Raw genomic sequence first — 20,675 nt, 5'->3', positions numbered from 1 at the left:
GCGCATGAAGACGCCTCAAGCCCGAATCACCCTGCTGGCTTCCGCCGGTGCCCTTGCCACCACCGCATTGCTGGCCATGCCCGGCACGGCGTTCGCACAGGCAACCACTGCACCGGCCCCTTCCGACGACAGCAGTCACCCGCAGGAAACCGGCCCGGAAATCATCGTCACCGGCCGCGTGATCTCCGGCAACGCCGATCCAATCAGCGCCCCGGTCGTGCTGACCGGCGATAGCCTGGCCCGCGATCTGAAGCCGCAAATCGGCGAAATGCTCGCCAGTCTTCCGGGCGTATCCAGCAGCGGCTTCGCGCCCGGCGTATCGCGCCCCGTGCTTCGCGGGTTCGACGGTCCGCGCGTGCAGGTGCTGCTTGATGGCATCGGCTCGCTCGATGCGTCTTCCGTCTCAGCCGACCACGCCGTCTCGCTCGATACGCTCAACGTCGACCGTATCGAAGTTCTGCACGGACCGCGCGTGCTGCTCTACGCCAGCGACCCCTCCGGCGGTGCGGTCAATGCGATCGACAAGCGCATCCCGCGCAAGGTTCCGGACAAGGCTTTCACGGTCGACGCGCTCGGCTCGTTCGGCACGGCGGCAGACATGGTGAACGGCGGCATCGCCACCAATATCCGCCTTGCCAGCCGCCTCGTCGCCCATTTCGACGCCTCGTACTATCATAGCGACGATCTTCGTGTCGGCGGCTACGTCCTCTCGCCGGAACTGCGCGCCCAAACGTTGACGCAGGCCAGCGATCTGGCCGATGCCGGCGACACGGAAGGCGCCGCAACCCTGACCACGCAGGCCAACCGCAAGGGCAAGCTTGCCAACAGCGGCACCGAGGGCTGGACGCTCGGCAGCGGCCTTGCCTTCATCGACGATGGCGGGGACATCGGCGTCTCGGTGCAGCGTCTTGCCAACGATTACGGCATTCCGCCCCGTCCTTCCGCCGATCCGTCTTCCACCAGCATCTCCCTGCGCCAGACCCGCGTTGATTTGCGCGCGGGCCTGAACCTCACCGGCTTCCTCAAGCGCCTGGAAGTGCGCGGCGCCTATGGCGACTACGAACATGCCGAGATCGAGGATGGCGATATCGGCACGCAGTTCCACAACAAGGCCGTGGAAGTCCGCCTTCAGGCCGATCAGGCCAAGCAAGGCATCTGGAGCGGTTCTAGCGGCGTCCAGTATTCCTCTTCGCGCCTGCAAATCAGCGGCGATGAAGCCCTGCTACCTGACAACAACACCGATCGCTTCGCCGTCTTCACATTGCAGCAGCTCGAAGTGGGCAGCGTCGACCTTGAAGGTGCGCTCCGCTATGAAAACACGCAGATCCGCACGATCCCGTCCGACGAGCATCGCAACTTCGACCAGTACGCAGCCGTCGCCGGCGTCGCCTGGCATGCGACCGACACCCTGACCCTCTCGGCCAACTTCTCGCACGGTGAGCGCGCGCCTTCGGCCGAAGAACTCTTCGTCGACGGCCTGCATGATGCCACGCAGTCCTACGAGCGCGGCAATCCCGACTTCACCGTCGAAAAGAGCAACACCGTCGAAGCAGGTCTGCGTTACAACGGCGGTGCCTTCGTGGGATCGGTCACGGTATTCGGCACCAATTTCGACAACTTCATCACCGCCGTTCCCACCGGCGAAGTGATCGAGGATTTCCCCGTCTATCAGTACCTCCAGGCCCCTGCCCGCTTCCGCGGCGTCGAGGCCGAAGGTGCGCTTACTTTCGCGCGCTGGGGCGACAATTCGCTGAAGGCCGACGCGGGCGTCGACTATACCCACGCCAAGCTGGTGAACATGGGCCCGGTGCCGCGCATCCCGCCGCTGCGCACGCGTGGCGGGCTTGAATTCGATTCGCCCGCCGTCACCCTGCGCGGCGAAGTCGAATGGAACGCCAAGCAGGACCGCGTGACGGAGAACGAGAACCCGACCAGCGCCTTCACGCTCGTCAATCTCAGCGCCACCTGGAGGCCACTGGGTCAGGATGGTCCGCTTTCCCTGATCCTGGCGGCGGATAACCTGTTCGACGTCACCGGTCGCCTCGCCGCTTCGGAAACGCGGGATTTCGTTCCCATCGCCGGCCGCGATGTGCGCCTCACCGCGCGGTTTACTTATTGATCCCAAACATAACCTATCGACAATCGGTGGCGGCATGACTTGGCAAGCCCGGGTCATGCTGCCATGCAGCCGATCGTGAATACGCCCTCCTCCTCTTCGGGCTCCCCCGCGCAGCCCACCTCGCCGCCGACATCACCGCTGCGCATCGCCGATTATCGCAAGTTCTGGCTGGCGCGCTTCTTCCAGGTGCTCGCCTCGACCGGCATGGTCGTCATCATCGGCTACCAGCTCTACGATGTGGCCCGCAGCGACTATGGCATGTCGATCACGCAGGCCTCGTTCCAGCTTGGCCTGCTGGGTTTTGCGCAGTTCCTGCCGATTTTCCTGCTGACGCCGATCTCCGGCGTGATCGCCGACCGTTTCGACCGGCGCCGCGTTGCCGGGCTGGCAATGGCCATCGACATCATCGTGGCACTAGGTCTCGGCATTGCGACAACGCTCGAATGGCGCAGCCTGCCGGTCCTGTACACGTTCGCGGCCATCCACGGTGCCGTGCGCGTTTTCGTCGCCCCGTCGATGAGCGCCATTGCGCCCAATATCGTTCCGACCGACCTGATCCCGCGCGCGATCGGCTTCAATTCGATCGCCATGCAGGCCGGCACGATCATCGGCCCCGCCGCATTCGGCTTCCTCTTCGCCAGCCACCATGCACTGCCTTACTGGATCGCCTCCGCGCTCATGGCGCTCTCGGCTATCAGCATCCTTGCCATCCGCAACCTGCCACCCTTGCCCAAGGACGCGCGCAAGGCGCACCCCCTGCGGCAGATCGTCGATGGCTTCCACTTCATCTGGCACGAACGCTTCCTGCTTGGCTGCATCACGCTGGATCTATTCGCGGTCCTGCTGGGCGGCGCGACGGCGCTGATGCCGGTCTTCGCCCGCGACATCCTTCACGTCGGCCCCGAAGGCCTTGGCCAGATGCGCGCGGCGACTGCTGCCGGTGCCGCCGTGGTCGCACTGTGGCTCTCGTTCCGGCCGCTGGCGAAGAATGTCGGCGTGAAGATGCTCGTCTCGGTCGCCGCCTATGGCGCCATGACGGTCGGCTTCGGCCTTTCGCGTAGCTTCGTCGTCTCGCTCGGCTTTCTTGCGCTGATCGGCGCGGCCGACATGATCTCCGTCTTCATTCGCAGTTCGCTGGTCCAGCTGCGCACCCCCGATGACAAGCGCGGACGCGTCTCTGCCATTTCGGGCCTGGCCATCTCGGCCTCGAACGAATTGGGCGAAATGCAGTCGGGCGTCGCCGCCGCACTGCTTGGCGCGACGGGAGCTGTTGTCTTCGGCGGGACCGCTGCCATAGTCATTACCGCCATCTGGGCCTGGGGATTCCCTGAAATCCGCAGAGCCCGCACCTTCTCACCGCGTTGGGAGCAAGCATCATGAAGGCCGACAGCATTCTCGCCACGATCGGCAATACGCCGCATATCCGGGTCTCGCGCCTGTTCCCGGACCATGAGGTCTGGATCAAGGCGGAGCGCGGCAACCCCGGCGGCTCCATCAAGGACCGCATCGCGCTTGCCATGGTCGAAGCGGCCGAGGCCGACGGCTCGCTGAAGCCGGGGGGCACGATCATCGAGCCCACCTCGGGCAACACCGGCATCGGTCTGGCCATGGTGGCCGCCGTCAAGGGCTACAAGCTGGTCCTCGTCATGCCCGAATCGATGTCGATCGAGCGTCGCCGCCTCATGCTGGCCTATGGCGCCACGTTCGATCTCACGCCCCGCGAAAAGGGCATGAAGGGCGCTATCGAACGCGCCAAGGAACTGATCGCCGAAACGCCGGGATCGTGGATGCCCCAGCAGTTCGACAACCCGGCGAACGTGGATGTCCACGTGAAGACCACGGCGCAGGAAATCCTGACCGACTTCGCGAACGAACCGATCGACGTGCTCATCACCGGCGTCGGCACTGGCGGGCACCTAACCGGCTGCGCCGAAACGCTCAAGAAGGCCTGGCCCTCGCTCAAGGCCTATGCCGTGGAACCGACGCTTTCGCCGGTCATTTCCGGCGGTCAGCCGGGCCCGCACCCGATCCAGGGTATTGGCGCCGGCTTCATCCCCGGCAACCTGCACACCCAGTCGATCGATGGCGCGATCCAGGTCGAAGCCGCCGATGCCAAGGAATGGGCACGCCGCTGCGCGACCGAGGAAGGCATGCTGGTGGGCATCAGCTCCGGCGCGACGCTTGCCGCGATCGCGCAGAAGCTGTCGTCGCTGCCGGCCGGATCGCGCGTGCTGGGCTTCAACTACGATACGGGTGAGCGTTATCTCTCGGTGCCGGACTTCCTGCCGGAGTGAGCAGGATGGACGCGATCGCCTATAGTCATGCAGGGCAGGACCTTACCGGATGGCTCGCCCGTCCGGAGGGTCCGCCACGCGCGGCGGTGATCATCTTCCCGACGATCGCCAACTACAATGCGCCGATGGAAAAGCGCGCGCGCATGTTGGCGGAACTCGGTTACCTTGCCATGGTGGCCGATTTCTATGGCGAGCCGGTGGAAAGTTTCGAAGCGTCCCTCCCGCTCGCCGAAAAGCTTCGCGCCGATCTCGATCACTATCGCGGGCGTCTGGTTGCCGCGATCGAAACCTTGCGCGCGGTTCCCGACGCGGCGGGGCTGCCGGTGCTCGCCATCGGATACTGCATGGGAGGGCAGGCCGCCCTCGAAATGGCCCGCGACGGGCAGGACCTTCTGGCAGTGGTGACCTTCCACGGAACCCTCACCACCAGGCGCGAGGCGAAAGTAGGCACGATCAAGCCCCGCATTCTCATCTGCCACGGCGATGCCGATCCCCTGGTGCCGCGCGAGCAGGTGATCGCCTTCTGGGAGGAGATGGACCGGGCAGAGGCCAACTGGCATTTTCACGCCTATTCGGGCGTGCGCCATGGCTTTACCGACCCCGGCAGCGATGCGCGCGGCATAGCGGCCATATCTTACGACGCCAGCGCGGATCGTCAGAGCTGGGCGGCGATGGTCAACCTCTTCGACGAAGTACTGGATTAGCCAATCACCGGAAATCGTGGCCGCCAAGCCGGCGGCCACGATCCGTCTATCCGGCCTTAGCAGCCGTGAGACTTGTCTCCACCGCCATGATGGCCGTGGCCGTGGTCGTCATCGTCGTGACCCCAGCCCCAGTGGTTGCCGTTGTCATGATCACGGCCCCAGTGGTTACCCCACCGGTTGCCATTGTCATTGTCGCGGCCCCAATGGTTGCCGTTGTTACGATTGTCACCCTTGTCGAAATAGCTGGCCAGATTGTACTTCTGGTTGCTGACGACAGAGCTGGCAGGTTTCTGGTCCGCCCATGCGGCGGTTGGAACGCCGACAAGCAGGCCAGCGGTCACTGCAACGATTGTCACTCGTCGGTTCATGACATTTCCCTTCCTTCTAATGCCCCGCGAAGCCCGTCAGGCTTCTCTCCCTCATGCCAGCGCCGGGGAGGCCGGCGACATCCGACGGCACCCCCGATGAGGGCATGCGCACCCGTTGGCTGGTGCGGGGCAGGACACCAGCCTTGAGCAGCCACTCGTTGACTTATTGTCATCGTGGGACAGCCGATTTCCCGGGAGAAATCAGTGCTGTCAGAAGGGACTTTGCCTTCTGCAGTGCAACAAACGAGCGCGTTGCGTTCATCCGTAAGAATGATGGGGTAAGCCGAAATTGCCACGATTACCGGCGCACTGGCCAAAATCGTGCGAGGAAGCTTCAATTCCTTGAATTTACGCATTTCTAATGGTTAATCCGGCCATCACCGTCGTCGCGATGGCCGGATACGAAAATCTACGTGGTTCTCAGCTTTCGAATGATTCGAGGCGGTTACCGTCGATTCGGCGATAGAAGCAGCTGCGAGCACCGGTGTGGCAGGCCGGGCCCTCGGGCTGCACAACCAATTCCAGCGCATCCTGATCACAATCGACTCGAATCTCCTCCACCCGCAGGAAATGGCCCGAGCTTTCGCCCTTCAGCCAAAGCCGCCCGCGCGAGCGTGAGTGAAAGTGGGCCAGCCCCGTCTCGCGCGTTTTCGCGAGCGCCTCTTCATCCATGTAGGCGACCATCAGGATTTCCCGCGTCCGGGAGTCCACCGCAATCGCGATCAGCAGCCCATGTGCATCGAACTTTGGAAGAAATTCATGGCCCTGCTCGCGCTCTTCCTTGGTGATCTCACGCATTCTGGAAATTTCCCTCCGCTTTTCCCGCACGCAACGAATGTTGCAGGATAACCACAGCCGGTGATCAAAATCCCCGTAACGCCCTCAAGCCTCTTTTCAACCCCCGGGTTTCCGTCGATTGTCGGCTTGCAGCTGGGGGGCTGCTTCCGACCACAGGTCGCTGACCGGTAACGAAGGTTACCAGGAAACAAGCGCCACGGTTCAGGGAATGTCGATCGATGATCGACGCAAAATGAGGGATCGGACCAGGCGGCCTGCAGGGGGGCCGCCGAACCGCACAAGCGGGGTCTACCAGTTTCGTCACGAGAACGCCCGGAGCCTTTGGTTCCGGGCGTTTTCGATTCCTCCGATCAAGCTTCACACCAGATCGAGTGCTTCATCCAACACACGCGCGAAGCAGGCGATTACGACCCGTTCCGCGCCTGCTCGCTTGAGCGCGGATACGCAGGCCTCACTCGTGGCTCCGCTGGTCAGAACATCGTCAACCAGAACGATCCTCGCGCCTTTCACGCCGGCCCGCTTTCGTAAGGGAATACCGATCGCCCCGGACAGCGCCCGCCGACGCGCCTTGCGCCCCAACCCACCCAGTGACGGCGTGGCCTTGCGCCGTTCCAGCAAATCGACAGCGAGGCGTGCGCCGCGCCGCCGGGCAATTACGCGCGCGAGTTCCGCCGCCTGGTTGTAGCCACGATGCCAGATGCGCCAGCGGTGAAGAGGAACCGGCGCAATCAGCCAGTCTTCATCGATCTGGGGCAGTCGTGCCGCCATGAAGGCACCCATCATGTCCGCCAGAGCCAGACGATTACCGTGTTTCAGTGCCAGGATCAGCTTGCGTGAGCTGGCGTTGTAGAGCGTGGCCGCCGCGATCCCGTCATGGCGCGGTGGCTCTGCCAGGCATGGGGCGCAGATCGAACCGTCGATTATCCCGTCCGCAAAGGGTCGCGAACATGTCCCGCAGGAGGGATCGCCCGGGATCGCAAGCGTTCCCCAGCATCCCGGGCACAGACCGTTCTGCGCGGCGATCGCGGCCCCGCAAAGCGGGCATCGCGGCGGAAAGACCAGATCGATCACTGGAGCAAAGGCGGCCGAAAGCGACATTGGCCCGCCAGCCTATGGTGCCCCGGCAGAACCTCAAGCTACAACCTGTTCATCCCGTGCCTGTCTGGGTGGTTGCGCAAGCCGACCGGACGCGGCAGGGAGCGCGGGATGGCTGAAACCGCTCCCCCCGCGCCGCCCCGCATCTTCGCCCCCGCCCGGCGCATCGCCGCCCGTCGACGTGCCTTGGCCCTGCAACAATTGCCGGACGCGCCGCACTATCTGCTCGACGATATGGTGGAGGATGTCGAGGAACGTCTCTCCTTCCTCCGCTTTGAGCCCAAGCGCGCGCTCGTCATCGGTGACTGGACCGGCAGGCTGGCACATTCCCTGGCCGCGCGGGGGATCGAGGTGGTGGAAGCGGAACCGGCAGCCGGTTTCGATGAAGAAGCCCCTTACCCGTTCGACGGCTTCGATCTCATCGCCAGCCTCGGCACGCTCGATACCGTGAACGATCTGCCCGGTGCGTTGATCCATGCCCGCCGCGCTCTGGCGCAGGGCGGAATGCTGATTGCCAGCTTCCTGTCGTCGGGCAGCCTGACTCGCCTGCGGGAGATCATGCTGGCGGCAGACGGCGACCGTCCGGCTGCGCGCATCCATCCCATGGTTGATGTGCGCGCGGGCGGCCAGTTACTCCAGCGTACCCTCTTTGCCGATCCGGTGATCGACCAGCGCCCGCTACAGGTCTCGTTCCGCAGCCTTGAGCGACTGATCGGCGACTTGCGTGCGCAGGCCCATGGCAGCGTGCTGGCGGACCCCGGACCGCCGCTGGACAAGGCCGGGCTGGCACGGGCTCAGACCGCCTTCGCGGCCGCTGGAGACAACGGACGAACCGTCGAGACTTTCGAAATCCTCACCTTATCGGGTTGGAAAAAATAAGAAAAAGGCCGGGATTTACCCCGGCCTTTTCGTTTTCAGTCCCGGAAGCCTCAGCCCAGAGCGGCCTGAGCCGCCGCCAGTCTCGCGATCGGCACGCGGTAGGGTGAGGCACTCACGTAGTCGAGGCCAACCTTCTCGCAGAACGCTATCGAGGCCGGATCGCCGCCATGCTCACCGCAGATACCGAGCTTGAGATCGGCATAAGTCGCCCGGCCGCGTTCGGCGCCCATCTGCACGAGTTGCCCGACACCTTCGATATCGAGGCTGACGAACGGATCGCGCGGATAGATCCCCTTTTCGACGTAAGGGCTGAGGAAGCGCGCAGCGTCATCGCGCGACACGCCCAGCGTGGTTTGCGTCAGATCGTTGGTACCGAACGAGAAGAACTTCGCCTCCTCGGCAATCTCGCCCGCCATCAGGGCGGCGCGCGGCAGTTCGATCATCGTGCCGACCATGTAGTCGAGCGTGCGGCCCTTCTCGGCAAAGACCTTGGCGGCCGTCTCGTCGACGACCCTCTTGAGGATCTGCAGCTCGCGCTTGGTGGCGACCAGCGGGATCATCACTTCCGGCACGATGGCTTCGCCCGAAGCGGCTGCTACTTCGCAGGCGGCTTCGAAAATCGCGCGGGCCTGCATCTCGTAGATTTCAGGGAATGTGATGCCCAGACGGCAACCGCGATGGCCCAGCATCGGGTTGAACTCGTGCAGTTCGTCCGCACGGCGCTTCAGCGTGTCGATGCCGATGCCGATCGTTTCCGAAAGCTCCGCAAACTCGGCATCGCCGTGCGGCAGGAACTCGTGAAGCGGCGGATCGAGCAGGCGGATAGTGACCGGCAGGCCGGCCATGACCTCGAAGATCGCGATGAAGTCCGCACGCTGTTCAGGCAGCAGCTTTTCCAGCGCGGCACGGCGACCGGCTTCGTCTTCGGCCAGGATCATCTGGCGCACGGCCGAGATGCGACCGGCGTCGAAGAACATATGCTCAGTGCGGCACAGGCCGATGCCCTCGGCGCCGAACTGGCGGGCCATCTTGCAATCGGCCGGTGTTTCGGCGTTCGTGCGCACCTTCATCCGGCGGTGCTTGTCGGCCCAGACCATCAGCGTGGCGAAATCACCGGCCAGTTCCGGCTCGATGGTCGGCACTTCGCCGGCCATGATGTCGCCGGTCGCGCCGTCGAGGGTGATGACGTCGCCTTCCCTCAGCTCACGGTTACCCATGCGCAGGGTGCGGGTCTTCATGTCGATCGACAGACCCGAAGCGCCCGAGACGCAGGGACGGCCCATGCCGCGCGCCACGACCGCTGCGTGGCTGGTCATACCGCCGCGGGCCGTCAGGATACCCTTCGCGGCGTGCATGCCGTGAATGTCCTCAGGGCTGGTTTCGACGCGGACGAGGACTACGGCCTCGCCCATTTCTGCGCGCTTTTCGGCGGTATCGGCATCGAGCACGATCGCGCCCGAAGCCGCACCCGGCGATGCCGGCAGCCCCTTGCCGAGAATGTCGCGCGGCGCCTTGGGGTCGAGCGTGGGGTGCAGAAGCTGGTCCAGCGCCATCGGATCGACACGCTTGATCGCAGTCGCCTCGTCGATCAGGCCTTCTTCCACCATGTCGACCGCCATCTTGAGCGCGGCCTTGGCGGTGCGCTTGCCCGAACGGGTCTGCAGCATCCACAGCTTGCCCCGCTCGACGGTGAACTCGATGTCCTGCATGTCGCGGTAGTGCTTTTCGAGAAGCTCGAACACCGCGGCAAGCTCGGTGTAGGCCTCAGGCATCGCCTCTTCCATCGACAGCGGCTTGGCGCCGGCACGCTCACGCGCGGCCTTGGTCAGGTACTGCGGGGTACGGATGCCGGCGACGACGTCTTCACCCTGCGCATTGACCAGCCATTCGCCGTAATAGGCCTTCTCACCGGTCGCAGGGTCGCGGGTGAAGGCAACGCCGGTGGCCGAAGTGTCGCCCATGTTGCCGAAAACCATGGCCTGCACATTGACCGCAGTGCCCCAATCGCCCGGAATGTCGTTCAGGCGGCGATAGACCTTGGCGCGGTCCGAATCCCAGGAATCGAACACGGCGCGGATGGCGCCCCAAAGCTGCTCATGCACGTCCTGCGGGAACGGGCGGCCGAGTTCTTCCTCGACGATACCCTTGTATTCCTTGACGATGGCCTTCCAGTTCGACGCCGTCATCTCGACGTCGTTCATGTAGCCGTTGTCTTCCTTCGCAATCTCCAAGGCCTCTTCGAAACGACCATGATCGAGGGCCAGAACGACGTCCGAATACATCTGGATGAAGCGGCGATAGCTGTCCCACGCAAAGCGCTCGTCGCCCGAGGTCTGCGTCAGGCCCTCGACCGTGGCGTCGTTGAGGCCCAGGTTGAGGACGGTGTCCATCATCCCCGGCATCGAAACGCGCGCGCCGGAGCGGACCGAGACGAGCAGCGGATCGGCGGCATCGCCGAAGTTCTTGCCCACTGTCTTTTCGATATGCGTCAGCGCCTCGGCAACGTCGGCGCGCAGTTCGGCCGAAAAGTCACCGCCTTCGGCAAGGTATTTCACGCACTCTTCGGTGGTAATGGTAAAGCCTGGGGGCACCGGCAGGCCGATCCCGGCCATTTCGGCAAGGTTGGCACCCTTGCCGCCGACTACGACCTTGTCGCGCGCACGTACGTCTTCATTTTTGACGCCGCCGCCGAACGTGTAGACCTGCCTGCTCATTTATCCCCTGACTTTCCTGTCCTGGTTGATAAAACTCTTGGAACTGGCCCGGAGTATGTGGACCAGCCCCTAGCCTTCGATCTTCGAAAAGTCCGCCACATTGTGCACCGCAGTACGGAAGCGATCGAGCAAGGCCAGCCTTGAATGGCGCTTGATCGGATCCGCGTCGTTCACTGTGACATGTTCGAAGAAGGCATCGATCGGTGCCCGCAGCGAAGCGAGCGCAGACATCGCGGAAGCGAAGTCCTCTGCCTCAACCGCGCGGGCCGCCTGCGGTTCCGCCGCCGTCAGCGCATCGATCAGCGACTGTTCGGCCGGCTCCGCCGCATAGGGCAGCACCTGTTCCGCTGCGTGGCGGTCCGCCATCTTGGCGGCAACAATCGGCGCCAGATCGGGATCGTCGACCACAGCCAGCGGATCCTCCTCACCGGTGCGGGAAATTTCCCCCTCGATGCCGTGCCAGTCTTCTTTCTTGAGGATGTTGGCCGCACGCTTGTAGCCGGCGAGCAGGTTCACACCATCGTCGGTGGCAACGAATGCCTGAAGCGCATGGACGCGGGCCAGAAGGCGAACGATATCGTCTTCGCCGCCCAGTGCGATGACCGCGTCGATCAGGTCATGGCGGATGCCCGCTTCCTTCTGCTGGACCTTCAGGCGGTCCACGAAGAAGTCGAGCAGATCACCCTCTGCCACGCCGAAGCGCAGGTTGTTGTCAGTGATCAGGCGAATAATGCCCAGCGCCGCACGGCGCAGCGCGAAGGGATCCTTCGAGCCGGTAGGCTTCTCGTCAATAGCGAAGAAGCTGCGAAGGGTATCCAGCTTATCGGCCAGCGCCACGGCGACCGATACCGGCGCGGAAGGCACTTCATCACCCTGCCCGACCGGCTTGTAGTGATCGCGAATGGCATCGGCCACAGCGTCCGGCAGACCTTCGGCGCGGGCATAATAACCGCCCATAAGTCCTTGAAGCTCGGGGAATTCACCCACCATCTCGGTGACGAGATCGGCCTTCGCGAGTTCTGCAGCCTGACGTGCCAGCGCCGGGTCGCAGTTCGGCACCACGCCTTCGCTCGCCAGCCATTCCGCCAGCTTGGCAACGCGCTCGACCTTGTCGGCGACGGTGCCCAGCTTCTCATGGAAAGTGATGCGGGCCAGCTTCTCGCCATGCACCGAAAGCGGCGTCTTGCGGTCTTGCTGCCAGAAGAAGCGTGCGTCAGACAGGCGCGCGGCGAGCACCTTGCGGTTGCCATCCACCACGCCCACGCCGCCATCGGTTGCGACGATATTCGCCGTACAAATGAAGGCGTTGGCAAGCGAACCTGCGGCATCTTCGCAGACGAAATACTTCTGGTTCACACGCGCGGTGAGCTGGATCGTTTCGGGCGGAACTTCCAGGAAATCTTCCTCGAAACGGCCGAGCAGCGGCACCGGCCATTCGGTGAGGCCGGCGTTCTCGATGACGAGGCCTTCGTCCTCGACCAGCACGAGGCCGGCCGCAGTCGCCGCTTCGCGCGCCTTGGTGCGGATGATGTCCTGCCGTTCCTCATGGTTCACAAGGACGTGGGCAAGGCGCAGCTTGTCCGCATAGTCATGCGCGCCGCCGATCGTGATTTCGCGAGGCGCATGGAATCGATGGCCCTTGGTCACGTAGCCAGAGGCGACACCGCCGACTTCGCATTCGACCAGGTCTTCGCCCAGCACCGCGACGATGCCCGAAAGCGGGCGCACCCAGCGCAGCGATTCGGTGGAGAGCGAAGCCTTGCCCCAGCGCATCGACTTCGGCCACGGGAACGCGCGCACGATGGCCGGGATCGCCTCTGCCAGCACGTCCTTCACCGCGCGGCCGGGCTTTTCGACGACCGCGAAGTAAGTGTCCTTGCCCTTAAGGTCGCGAACTTCAAGCTGGTCCTTGGTGAGGCCGGTCTTGCGCAGGAAGCCTTCCAGCGCCTGCTCGGGCGCGCTGGTGGCGGGGCCCTTGGTTTCCTCGTGAACGGCTTCAGTCGCCAACGGCAGGTTGCGGGCGATCATTGCGAGGCGGCGCGGTGTAGACCACACCGAGACATCGGCAACGGCCACGCCGGCCGCTTCCATTTCCTTGCGGAACAGCTTTTCCAGGTCGGTGCGGGCGCCGGCCTGCATGCGCGCGGGGATTTCCTCGGAGCGGAGTTCGAGAAGAAAGTCGGTCATGCGCTCCACCCCGGGAACTTGGCTTCCCACTGGTCCTTGTTCTTGTCGATCCAGGCCTTGCACGAACCCTTGGCGAGTTCGCGCACGCGGCCGATGTAGCTGGCGCGTTCCTGCACGGAGATCACGCCGCGCGCCTGGAGCAGGTTGAAGAGGTGCGAAGCCTCGATCGCCTGGTCATAAGCGGCAAGCGGAATTTCCGCCTCGATGCAGCGCATGCACTCGGCCTCCGCCGCCTTGAAGCCGGCGAACAGCGCTTCGGTGTCGGCAATCTCGAAGTTGTACTTCGACTGCTGCTGCTCGTTGGCGAGGAAGACGTCGCCGTAGGTGACGCCTTCATTGTTGAAGCGCAGGTCGTAGACCCAGTCCACGCCCTGGATGTACATCGCCAGGCGCTCAAGGCCGTACGTCAGCTCGCCCGCAACCGGCTTGCAGTCGAACCCGCCGACCTGCTGGAAATACGTGAACTGCGTCACTTCCATACCGTCGCACCAAACTTCCCAGCCAAGGCCCCAGGCGCCCAGAGTCGGGCTTTCCCAGTCATCCTCAACAAAGCGGATATCGTGCGCCAGCGGATCCACACCGATCGCAGCGAGGCTTTGCAGGTAGAGTTCCTGCAGGTTCTCGGGATTCGGCTTCAGGATCACCTGATACTGGTAATAGTGCTGAAGACGGTTCGGGTTTTCGCCATAGCGACCGTCGGTCGGGCGGCGAGAGGGCTGGACGTAGGCCGCCTTCCACGGTTCGGGCCCCAGAGCACGCAGCGTGGTCGAGGGGTGGAACGTTCCAGCCCCCATGCGCATGTCGTAAGGCTGAAGAATGAGGCAACCTTGCTTGCTCCAGAAATCGTGGAGCGTCAGGATCATGTCCTGAAAGCTGAGGGGCTGCCTGTCAGTGGAGGGCGCGGCGGTCGACATCGAAATCCCGTCAAAACTCATGGGCAGGCGGCCTTTGGCGGATCGAACCCGGCAAATCAACCGCGCAAAACCACTGCATGATGACTGAGAACGCTACCCTGAGCAAACTTGGCCCGCTAATGCGTCGTGCGACGGGCTGTTAATGGTGCGTTTGTTCCTGCCCTTTCATGGAATGGCGATGATATTCTTCCGAAAGCCCCGCTTTCGCCTTGCCTCGGCGACGGCTCTTGCCCTTCTCACCGCTACTCCCGGCATCGCGCAGGAAACGGCGCCTGCCCGCCCCGCGATGTGGAAGATCGCGGACAAGGACACCACCATCTATCTCTTCGGCACGATCCATATCCTGCCGGAAGATACGCACTGGTTCACCGGGCCGGTGAAGGACGCCTTCGATTCGTCCGACCTGCTGGTAACCGAGACGAATACGGATTCCCCCGATTCGCTACAGAAGCTGTTCATCGAAAAAGGCATGCGGAACGATGGCACCACGCTGCGTGCCAGCCTGCCGCCCGAGGAACGCGCCGCCTTCGAGAAGACGCTGAGCGGCATGGGCCTGCCTGCCGAAGCCTTCGACCCGTTCGAGGCTTGGTATGCCGGCCTCCTGCTCTCGCTTCTGCCCCTCAAGGCTGCGGGCTTCGACAAGGCCAATGGCGTAGAGACGCTAATCGATGCCAAGGCGGCCGAAGATCACAAAACCCGCAAGGCGCTGGAGACGCCCGAATACCAGATCGAACTGTTCGACGGGATGTCGGTCGACAGCCAGAATCGCTATCTGGGCGAAGTGCTGGATCAGTTGCCCACTCTGCGCGAAGACGTTGCCAAGGTGGTCGCTGCATGGAAGGCCGGCCGCGCCGACGAACTGGCGCGATTGCTGAACGAGGACGAATCGGACGAAGCCATGCGCAAGGCGTTCATCACCGATCGCAACACGGCATGGGCCAAGTGGCTGGAAGCGCGCATGGCGGAACCGGGCACCGTCTTCGTTGCAGTTGGCGCCGGGCACCTTGCCGGAGAAGGCAGTGTGCAGGATCAGCTCGCCAAGGCGGGAATTAAGGCAATAAGGGTGCAATAACAAGGTGATGCGCGGACTTTTTGCCATCTTAGCGAGCATCTTACTCGCCGCCTGCACCCAGCAACCCGATCCGGCGACACCGGCACTCTGGCATGTCGAGGGACCAAGCGGCCAGCAGGCTTGGCTGTTCGGCACGATCCACAGCGTGAAACGGCCAATCGCGTGGGAGACCGCCGAAGTGCGTCAGGCACTCGCCGGATCGGATACCATCATGGTGGAGGTAGGTAATCTTTCCGACGAGAAAGCCGTGGCGGCAACCTTCGCACGGCTTGCCAAGAGTGATGGTCAACCGGCTATTTCTCAAAGGATTTCTGCTCAACAGCGCCCCGCCCTCGCCGCCCTTCTCAAGCGGGGCGGTTATTCCGACGGCGACTTTGCGCAAATGGATACCTGGGCCGCCGCCCTCACCCTTGCCAGGGTAGGCGCAACCGATGAAGACAGCCGCAACGGCGTCGATCGCGCGGTGATGGACGAAGCCGGGGGCAAGCCTGTCGTCGAACTGGAGGGCGCCGAGCGCCAGTTGAGTCTGTTCGACAGCCTGCCCGAAGCGGATCAACGCGACTTGCTAGGCTTCGTCGTGACGGACCAGCAAGGTGATGACGACAGCCGCCTTGCCGATAGCTGGCGCAAGGGTGACATGGCTGCGATCGAGAAGGAAACCCGCCGCGGGATGCTGGCCGATCCCGAACTGCGCGCCGTGCTGTTCACGAGCCGGAACCAGGATTGGGCCGCGAAGATCGGACGCGCCATGCAGGAGGGCAAGCGCCCCTTCGTTGCCGTTGGCGCCGCTCACATGGCCGGTCCGGAAGGACTGCCCGCCATGCTCGCCGCGCAGGGCTACAAGGTCACGCGCGTTGAGTAACGACAGTCAGCGCGAGCCTTCGCTATCCGGCGGTTCAGGGCCCTTCGACATCATCGGCGATGTCCACGGCTGCGCTCACGAGCTTGAAGAATTGCTCGGCAGCCTGGGATATCACCTCGTCTGGCGCGGCAATCAGGTAACGGTGACTCCACCGATCGGCCGCCGCGCCATATTCCTGGGCGATCTGGTCGATCGCGGTCCACGGTCGCCGGACGTATTGCGCATTGCCAAACACATGGTGGAGAGCGGCAACGCGCTGGCGGTCGTCGGCAATCATGACGACAAGCTCATGCGCCATCTGGCCGGCCGCAATGTCTCGATCGCGCATGGACTTGCGGCGACGATCGCACAATTGGCGCAGGAGCCTCACGAGTTCCTGGGCGAGATGCGCCGATGGCTCGGCACCCTGCCCGCCTACCATAGTCTTGATGGCGACAGGCTCATCGTCGCCCATGCCGGCTTCGGTGAAGACCTGCTGCAACGCTCCCCCAAGGCCATCCGCAATTTCTGCATGTATGGCGATACGAGCGGCGAAATCGACGAGTTCGGCCTGCCCGTTCGCCGTGATTGGGCGGCGCACTATTCGGGATCGGCGATGATAATCTATGGTCACACGCCGGTACGCGAGGCCGGCTGGGTAAATCGAACCCTCTGCATCGACACGGGCTGCGTGTTCGGCGGCAGGCTTACGGCGCTGCGCTATCCCGAATTGGAACTGCTATCCGTCCCAGCCCGGCGGACTTATTGCGAACCATTGCGCCCACTGGCCTGACCATGGGCAATCGGCCATGCCTCCGCCGCACAAGGCTTGCATTTCCGCCGATTCCGCATTAAGGGCGCGCGCTTCCCGTCATGGTCATCCCTGGAGGCGTGGCGGGACGGCACGGGCCGATGAGCGGACCGATGCCGTTATTGATATCCAGTTTTGAAAGGCAAGTCCCATGAGCGATACGCTTAACCTGCCGGCCGAGACGCGTGAACGGGCTGGCAAGGGAGCCTCCCGTGCTCTGCGTCGTGATGGCCGCGTTCCCGCCGTCGTCTACGGTGGCAACGAAGAACCCATCGCGATCCACGTCGAGGAAAAGGAGCTGGTCCGTCAGCTCATGACCGGCCACTTCTTCAACTCGATCATCGAAGTTGAAGTTGCCGGCAAGAAGCTGCGCACGCAGCCCAAGGACGTTGCCTTCCACCCGGTCAACGACCGTCCGCTCCACGTCGACTTCCTGCGCCTGGGCGCCAACGCGACCGTGCACGTCAACGTGCCCGTCGTGTTCGCCAACGAGGAAGCTTCGCCGGGCCTGAAGCGCGGCGGCGTGCTCAACGTCGTCCGTCACGACCTTGAACTGGTCTGCGACGCCGACAAGATCCCGCACGAAGTCGCGATCGACGTGACCGGCTTCGACGTGGGCGAATCGATCCACATCAGCCACGTGAAGCTGCCCAAGGGCGTTGCTTCGGCGATCACCGACCGCGATTTCACCATCGCAACGATCGCTGCTCCCTCGGCTCTGAAGAGCGCCGAAGGCGACACGACCAAGGAAGACGCCGAGTAATCGGACCGTTTTCGCAATCGGCCTCTCCCGCCCCGGTCCGTCCGGCGCGCGGGAGGGGCCTTTTGTTTTTGGGGATCAGCCCCGCTCTTTCTGGATCAGCTAAGCCATGCAGCTTTGGGTCGGCCTTGGTAATCCCGGACCGCAATATGCGATGAATCGCCACAACGTCGGTTTCATGGCGGCGGATGCGATTGCCGAAATTCACAACTTCGGCCCGGTTCAGAAGAAATTCCAGGGCTGGCTGCAGGAAGGCCGCATCGGCACGCAGAAGGTGCTGCTGCTCAAACCCGCTACTTTCATGAACGAAAGCGGCCGCGCCGTGGGCGAGGCGATGCGCTTCTACAAACTGGACCTGTCGGACCTTACCGTCTTCCACGACGAGCTGGACCTCGCCCCGTTTAAGGTGAAGGTGAAGCAGGGCGGCGGCCATGCCGGGCACAACGGCCTGCGCTCGATCGACCAGCACCTTGGCCCCGATTTCCGCCGCGTTCGCCTGGGAATCGGCCATCCCGGCCACAAGGACCGCGTGCATGGCTATGTCCTCGGCAACTACGCCAAGGCGGAGATGGATCCGCTGGCCGGCATGCTGGGCGCCGTCGCTGCGGAAGCAGACCGCCTCTCTGCCGGGGACGACGTACGCTTCATGAACGATGTAGCCCTGCGCCAGCAGGACTGACCTCAAGGCCAGCCCAGACTCGCCATTCACCGCGACTGGCGCTAAGGCGCGGCCAATCATTTTTTCCGGAGTTACACATGGGTTTCCGTTGCGGAATCGTGGGCCTGCCCAATGTCGGCAAGTCGACCTTGTTCAATGCGCTCACCGAGACGCAGGCAGCGCAGGCGGCCAACTATCCTTTCTGCACGATCGAGCCCAATGTCGGCCAGGTCGGCGTGCCCGATCCGCGCCTGGACAAGCTGGCGGCGATCGCCGGCTCGGCCAAGATCATCCCGACGCAGCTTTCCTTCGTCGACATCGCCGGCCTGGTGCGCGGCGCATCGAAGGGTGAAGGCCTGGGCAACCAGTTCCTCGGCAACATCCGCGAAGTGGACGCCGTGGTCCACGTGCTGCGCTGCTTCGAAAACGACGACATCCAGCACGTCGACAACAAGGTCGATCCGATTGCGGATGCCGAGACGGTCGAGACCGAACTGCTGCTTTCCGACCTCGAAAGCCTGGAAAAGCGCGTTCCCGCCGCCCAGAAGAAGGCCGCGCAGGGCGACAAGGAATCGAAGATCATCGCTTCGGTACTTGGCCAGACGCTGGAACTGTTGCGCGACGGCAAGCCCGCGCGCCTGACCCAGCCCAAGGACGAAGATGAGGCCCGCGTCTTCGCGCAGGCCCAGCTGCTCACTGCCAAGCCGGTCCTTTACGTCTGCAACGTGGAGGAAGAATCCGCCGCCGAGGGCAACGAGTTCTCGGCCCGCGTGTTCGAGAAGGCCAAGGCCGAAGGCGCCACCGCCGTCATCGTTTCGGCCGCGATCGAATCGGATCTCGTCGGCATGGACATGGAGGAGCGCCTCGTGTTCCTCGAAGAGATGGGCCTGCACGAAACCGGCCTCGCCCGCATCATCCGCGCCGGTTACGATCTGCTCGGCCTGCTGACCTTCTTCACGGTCGGCCCCAAGGAAGCCCGCGCCTGGACCGTGCATAAGGGTGCCAAGGCCCCCGAAGCTGCCGGCGAAATCCACTCGGACATGCAGCGTGGATTCATCCGCGCCGAAACCATCGCCTATGACGACTATGTCGCGCTGAACGGCGAAGCCGGTGCCAAGGAAGCCGGCAAGCTGCGTCAGGAAGGCAAGGAATATCTGGTGCACGACGGCGACGTCATGCACTTCAAGTTCAACGTCTGATCTTTCAGGCGGCGCAGGGTTTCGGCCCTGCGCCGCACGTTGCCGTTTCCTCGAACGCTTCGAGGATCGGGCAAGGCCCCTCGTCCGACCCCGCGCATTCGTGGGCAAGACGGCGCAGCGACTGACGGGCCGCTTCAAGCTGCGCAATCTCGCGATCCAGCGCCGCCAGCCTTACCTCCGCCATTTCCCGCGCTCTCGGCCGATCTCCGGTGTGATCAAGGCTGATCAACTCAGCAATCTCGTCGAGGATGAAGCCCGCCGCCTTGGCCGATCGGATGAAGCGCAGGCGCCGCACATCTTCCTCGCCATAATGCCGCTGGCTTTTGGCGCCGCCGATCGTCGCCGGGCGCGGATCGAACAGCAGTCCCTTGCGCTGGTAGAACCGCACCGTCTCGACACCTACACCGCCCGAGCGGGCCAATTCGGAAATCGTCAGGGCCATGCTTGACTCCGTACTATGGTACGGAAGGTATAGCCCCTTTCTATGACGCAGCAACAGACCGCAAAGCCAACCGCCGTGCTCTATCGCATGGTCATGGAAAAGCACTCGTGCCCCTGGGGCATCAAGTCGAAGCACTTGCTCGAAAAGCTGGGCTATAAGGTGGAGGACCACTGGCTCACCACACGTGAGCAGACCGATGCCTTCAAGGCCGCGAACGACGTTGCCACCACGCCGCAAACCTTCATCGGCGGGGAGCGCATCGGCGGCTATACCGACTTGCGCGCCCATGTCGGCCTGAAGGTCCATGACCCCAAGGCCAAGACCTACCGCCCGGTGCTTGCCGTGTTCGCCACCAGCCTTGGCCTTGCGCTGGCGGCCTGTTGGGCGGCGTTCGACACGCCCTTCACACTGCGCGCGGCGGAATGGTTCGTCTCTATGACGATGATGCTGCTGGCCATGCTGAAGTTGCAGGACGTCGAGCAGTTCTCGACGATGTTCCTGGGCTACGACCTGCTTGCAAAACGCTGGGTGCCGTATGCCTACGCCTACCCGTTCCTGGAATTCGCCGCCGGCGCGCTGATGACCGCGCATGCCCTGCCCTGGCTTTCGATCCCCATCGGCCTTGTCATCGGTGGAATCGGCGCGGTCTCGGTATTCTACGCAGTCTATATCCAGAAGCGCGAGCTGAAGTGCGCTTGCGTAGGCGGATCGGGCGCGGTTCCACTGGGCTTCGTTTCACTGACCGAGAACCTGTTCATGGTCGCCATGGCGCTCTGGATGCTCGCGCGGATGGCCTGAAGCGACATTTAGCCGACATCGA

General features: G+C 63.6%; 19 protein-coding genes. 12 read left to right on the top strand and 7 right to left on the bottom strand.

What is annotated here, in order from left to right; translation table 11 throughout:
* Positions 1–4: 4 nt before the first annotated feature.
* The 4 genes from WBP07_RS05850 to WBP07_RS05835 all read left to right on the top strand — a co-directional run bounded on the left by WBP07_RS05850 (position 5) and on the right by WBP07_RS05835 (position 5,117).
* On the top strand, positions 5–2,119 hold the full coding sequence (locus tag WBP07_RS05850; RefSeq protein ID WP_395394827.1) for a TonB-dependent receptor: 2,115 nt from the start codon (positions 5–7) through the stop codon (positions 2,117–2,119).
* A 63-nt stretch (positions 2,120–2,182) separates the two neighbouring features.
* Complete coding sequence (locus tag WBP07_RS05845) at positions 2,183–3,499, top strand: MFS transporter (RefSeq protein ID WP_395394826.1); 1,317 nt, start codon at positions 2,183–2,185, stop codon at positions 3,497–3,499.
* On the top strand, positions 3,496–4,413 hold the full coding sequence (gene cysK, locus WBP07_RS05840) for a cysteine synthase A (protein ID WP_395394825.1): 918 nt from the start codon (positions 3,496–3,498) through the stop codon (positions 4,411–4,413). Before WBP07_RS05845 ends, cysK begins: the two co-directional genes overlap by 4 nt.
* Positions 4,414–4,418: 5 nt before the next feature.
* Positions 4,419–5,117: a dienelactone hydrolase family protein gene (locus WBP07_RS05835; RefSeq protein WP_395394824.1), complete on the top strand. Its 699-nt coding sequence runs from the start codon at positions 4,419–4,421 to the stop codon at positions 5,115–5,117.
* Between the two features lie 56 nt (positions 5,118–5,173).
* Here the strand turns inward: WBP07_RS05835 and WBP07_RS05830 are convergent, their stop codons facing one another.
* The 3 genes from WBP07_RS05830 to WBP07_RS05820 all read right to left on the bottom strand — a co-directional run bounded on the left by WBP07_RS05830 (position 5,174) and on the right by WBP07_RS05820 (position 7,354).
* Complete coding sequence (locus WBP07_RS05830; RefSeq protein ID WP_395394822.1) at positions 5,174–5,473, bottom strand: hypothetical protein; 300 nt, start codon at positions 5,471–5,473, stop codon at positions 5,174–5,176.
* 432 nt (positions 5,474–5,905) lie between these two features.
* The gene (gene hisI / locus WBP07_RS05825; protein ID WP_395394821.1) at positions 5,906–6,283 is read right to left on the bottom strand and encodes a phosphoribosyl-AMP cyclohydrolase; all 378 of its coding nucleotides are present in this window, start codon (positions 6,281–6,283) and stop codon (positions 5,906–5,908) included.
* A 357-nt stretch (positions 6,284–6,640) separates the two neighbouring features.
* Entirely contained in the window at positions 6,641–7,354 is a 714-nt protein-coding gene (locus tag WBP07_RS05820) for a double zinc ribbon domain-containing protein (protein ID WP_395394820.1), read from the bottom strand.
* A gap of 135 nt (positions 7,355–7,489) precedes the next feature.
* Between WBP07_RS05820 and WBP07_RS05815 the strand changes: the two genes are divergently transcribed.
* Positions 7,490–8,257, top strand: a complete 768-nt coding sequence (locus WBP07_RS05815) for a class I SAM-dependent methyltransferase (protein ID WP_395394819.1) — start codon at positions 7,490–7,492, stop codon at positions 8,255–8,257.
* A 50-nt stretch (positions 8,258–8,307) separates the two neighbouring features.
* On the opposite strand, the gene ppdK is transcribed toward WBP07_RS05815, so the two are convergent.
* The 3 genes from ppdK to WBP07_RS05800 form a co-directional block, all read right to left on the bottom strand.
* The gene (gene ppdK / locus WBP07_RS05810; protein WP_395394818.1) at positions 8,308–10,971 is read right to left on the bottom strand and encodes a pyruvate, phosphate dikinase; all 2,664 of its coding nucleotides are present in this window, start codon (positions 10,969–10,971) and stop codon (positions 8,308–8,310) included.
* 69 nt (positions 10,972–11,040) lie between these two features.
* Positions 11,041–13,158, bottom strand: coding sequence for a glycine--tRNA ligase subunit beta (gene glyS / locus WBP07_RS05805; protein ID WP_395394816.1), 2,118 nt, complete (start codon positions 13,156–13,158; stop codon positions 11,041–11,043).
* Positions 13,155–14,093: a glycine--tRNA ligase subunit alpha gene (locus WBP07_RS05800; protein WP_395394815.1), complete on the bottom strand. Its 939-nt coding sequence runs from the start codon at positions 14,091–14,093 to the stop codon at positions 13,155–13,157. The genes glyS and WBP07_RS05800 overlap by 4 nt, the downstream gene beginning before the upstream one ends.
* Before the next feature lie 157 nt (positions 14,094–14,250).
* Here WBP07_RS05800 and WBP07_RS05795 point away from each other — a divergent pair, with 157 nt between their 5' ends.
* The 6 genes from WBP07_RS05795 to ychF all read left to right on the top strand — a co-directional run bounded on the left by WBP07_RS05795 (position 14,251) and on the right by ychF (position 19,413).
* Positions 14,251–15,144 carry a TraB/GumN family protein gene (locus WBP07_RS05795; protein WP_395394814.1) on the top strand — a complete coding sequence of 298 codons (894 nt, stop codon included), beginning with the start codon at positions 14,251–14,253 and terminating at the stop codon, positions 15,142–15,144.
* Positions 15,145–15,151: 7 nt separating this feature from the next.
* Positions 15,152–16,006 carry a TraB/GumN family protein gene (locus tag WBP07_RS05790; protein WP_395394813.1) on the top strand — a complete coding sequence of 285 codons (855 nt, stop codon included), beginning with the start codon at positions 15,152–15,154 and terminating at the stop codon, positions 16,004–16,006.
* Complete coding sequence (locus WBP07_RS05785; protein WP_395394811.1) at positions 15,999–16,778, top strand: metallophosphoesterase; 780 nt, start codon at positions 15,999–16,001, stop codon at positions 16,776–16,778. The genes WBP07_RS05790 and WBP07_RS05785 overlap by 8 nt, the downstream gene beginning before the upstream one ends.
* A 169-nt stretch (positions 16,779–16,947) precedes the next feature.
* Positions 16,948–17,559, top strand: coding sequence for a 50S ribosomal protein L25/general stress protein Ctc (locus WBP07_RS05780; RefSeq protein ID WP_395394810.1), 612 nt, complete (start codon positions 16,948–16,950; stop codon positions 17,557–17,559).
* A gap of 106 nt (positions 17,560–17,665) precedes the next feature.
* Positions 17,666–18,235, top strand: coding sequence for an aminoacyl-tRNA hydrolase (gene pth, locus WBP07_RS05775; protein ID WP_395394808.1), 570 nt, complete (start codon positions 17,666–17,668; stop codon positions 18,233–18,235).
* 77 nt (positions 18,236–18,312) lie between these two features.
* A complete protein-coding gene (gene ychF, locus WBP07_RS05770; RefSeq protein WP_395394807.1) occupies positions 18,313–19,413 on the top strand; it encodes a redox-regulated ATPase YchF in 1,101 nt (366 codons plus the stop codon).
* A 4-nt stretch (positions 19,414–19,417) separates the two neighbouring features.
* Here ychF and WBP07_RS05765 read toward each other — a convergent pair whose 3' ends face one another.
* Entirely contained in the window at positions 19,418–19,855 is a 438-nt protein-coding gene (locus tag WBP07_RS05765; RefSeq protein ID WP_395394806.1) for a MerR family transcriptional regulator, read from the bottom strand.
* A gap of 42 nt (positions 19,856–19,897) precedes the next feature.
* Between WBP07_RS05765 and WBP07_RS05760 the strand changes: the two genes are divergently transcribed.
* Positions 19,898–20,653: a MauE/DoxX family redox-associated membrane protein gene (locus WBP07_RS05760; protein ID WP_395394805.1), complete on the top strand. Its 756-nt coding sequence runs from the start codon at positions 19,898–19,900 to the stop codon at positions 20,651–20,653.
* Positions 20,654–20,675: the final 22 nt, after the last annotated feature.

This window comes from Novosphingobium oxfordense (assembly GCF_044029435.1).
Taxonomy (GTDB): Bacteria; Pseudomonadota; Alphaproteobacteria; order Sphingomonadales; family Sphingomonadaceae; genus Novosphingobium.
Note: the sequence above shows the minus strand (reverse complement) of the source record. Positions and strands in the feature narration are given on the sequence as shown.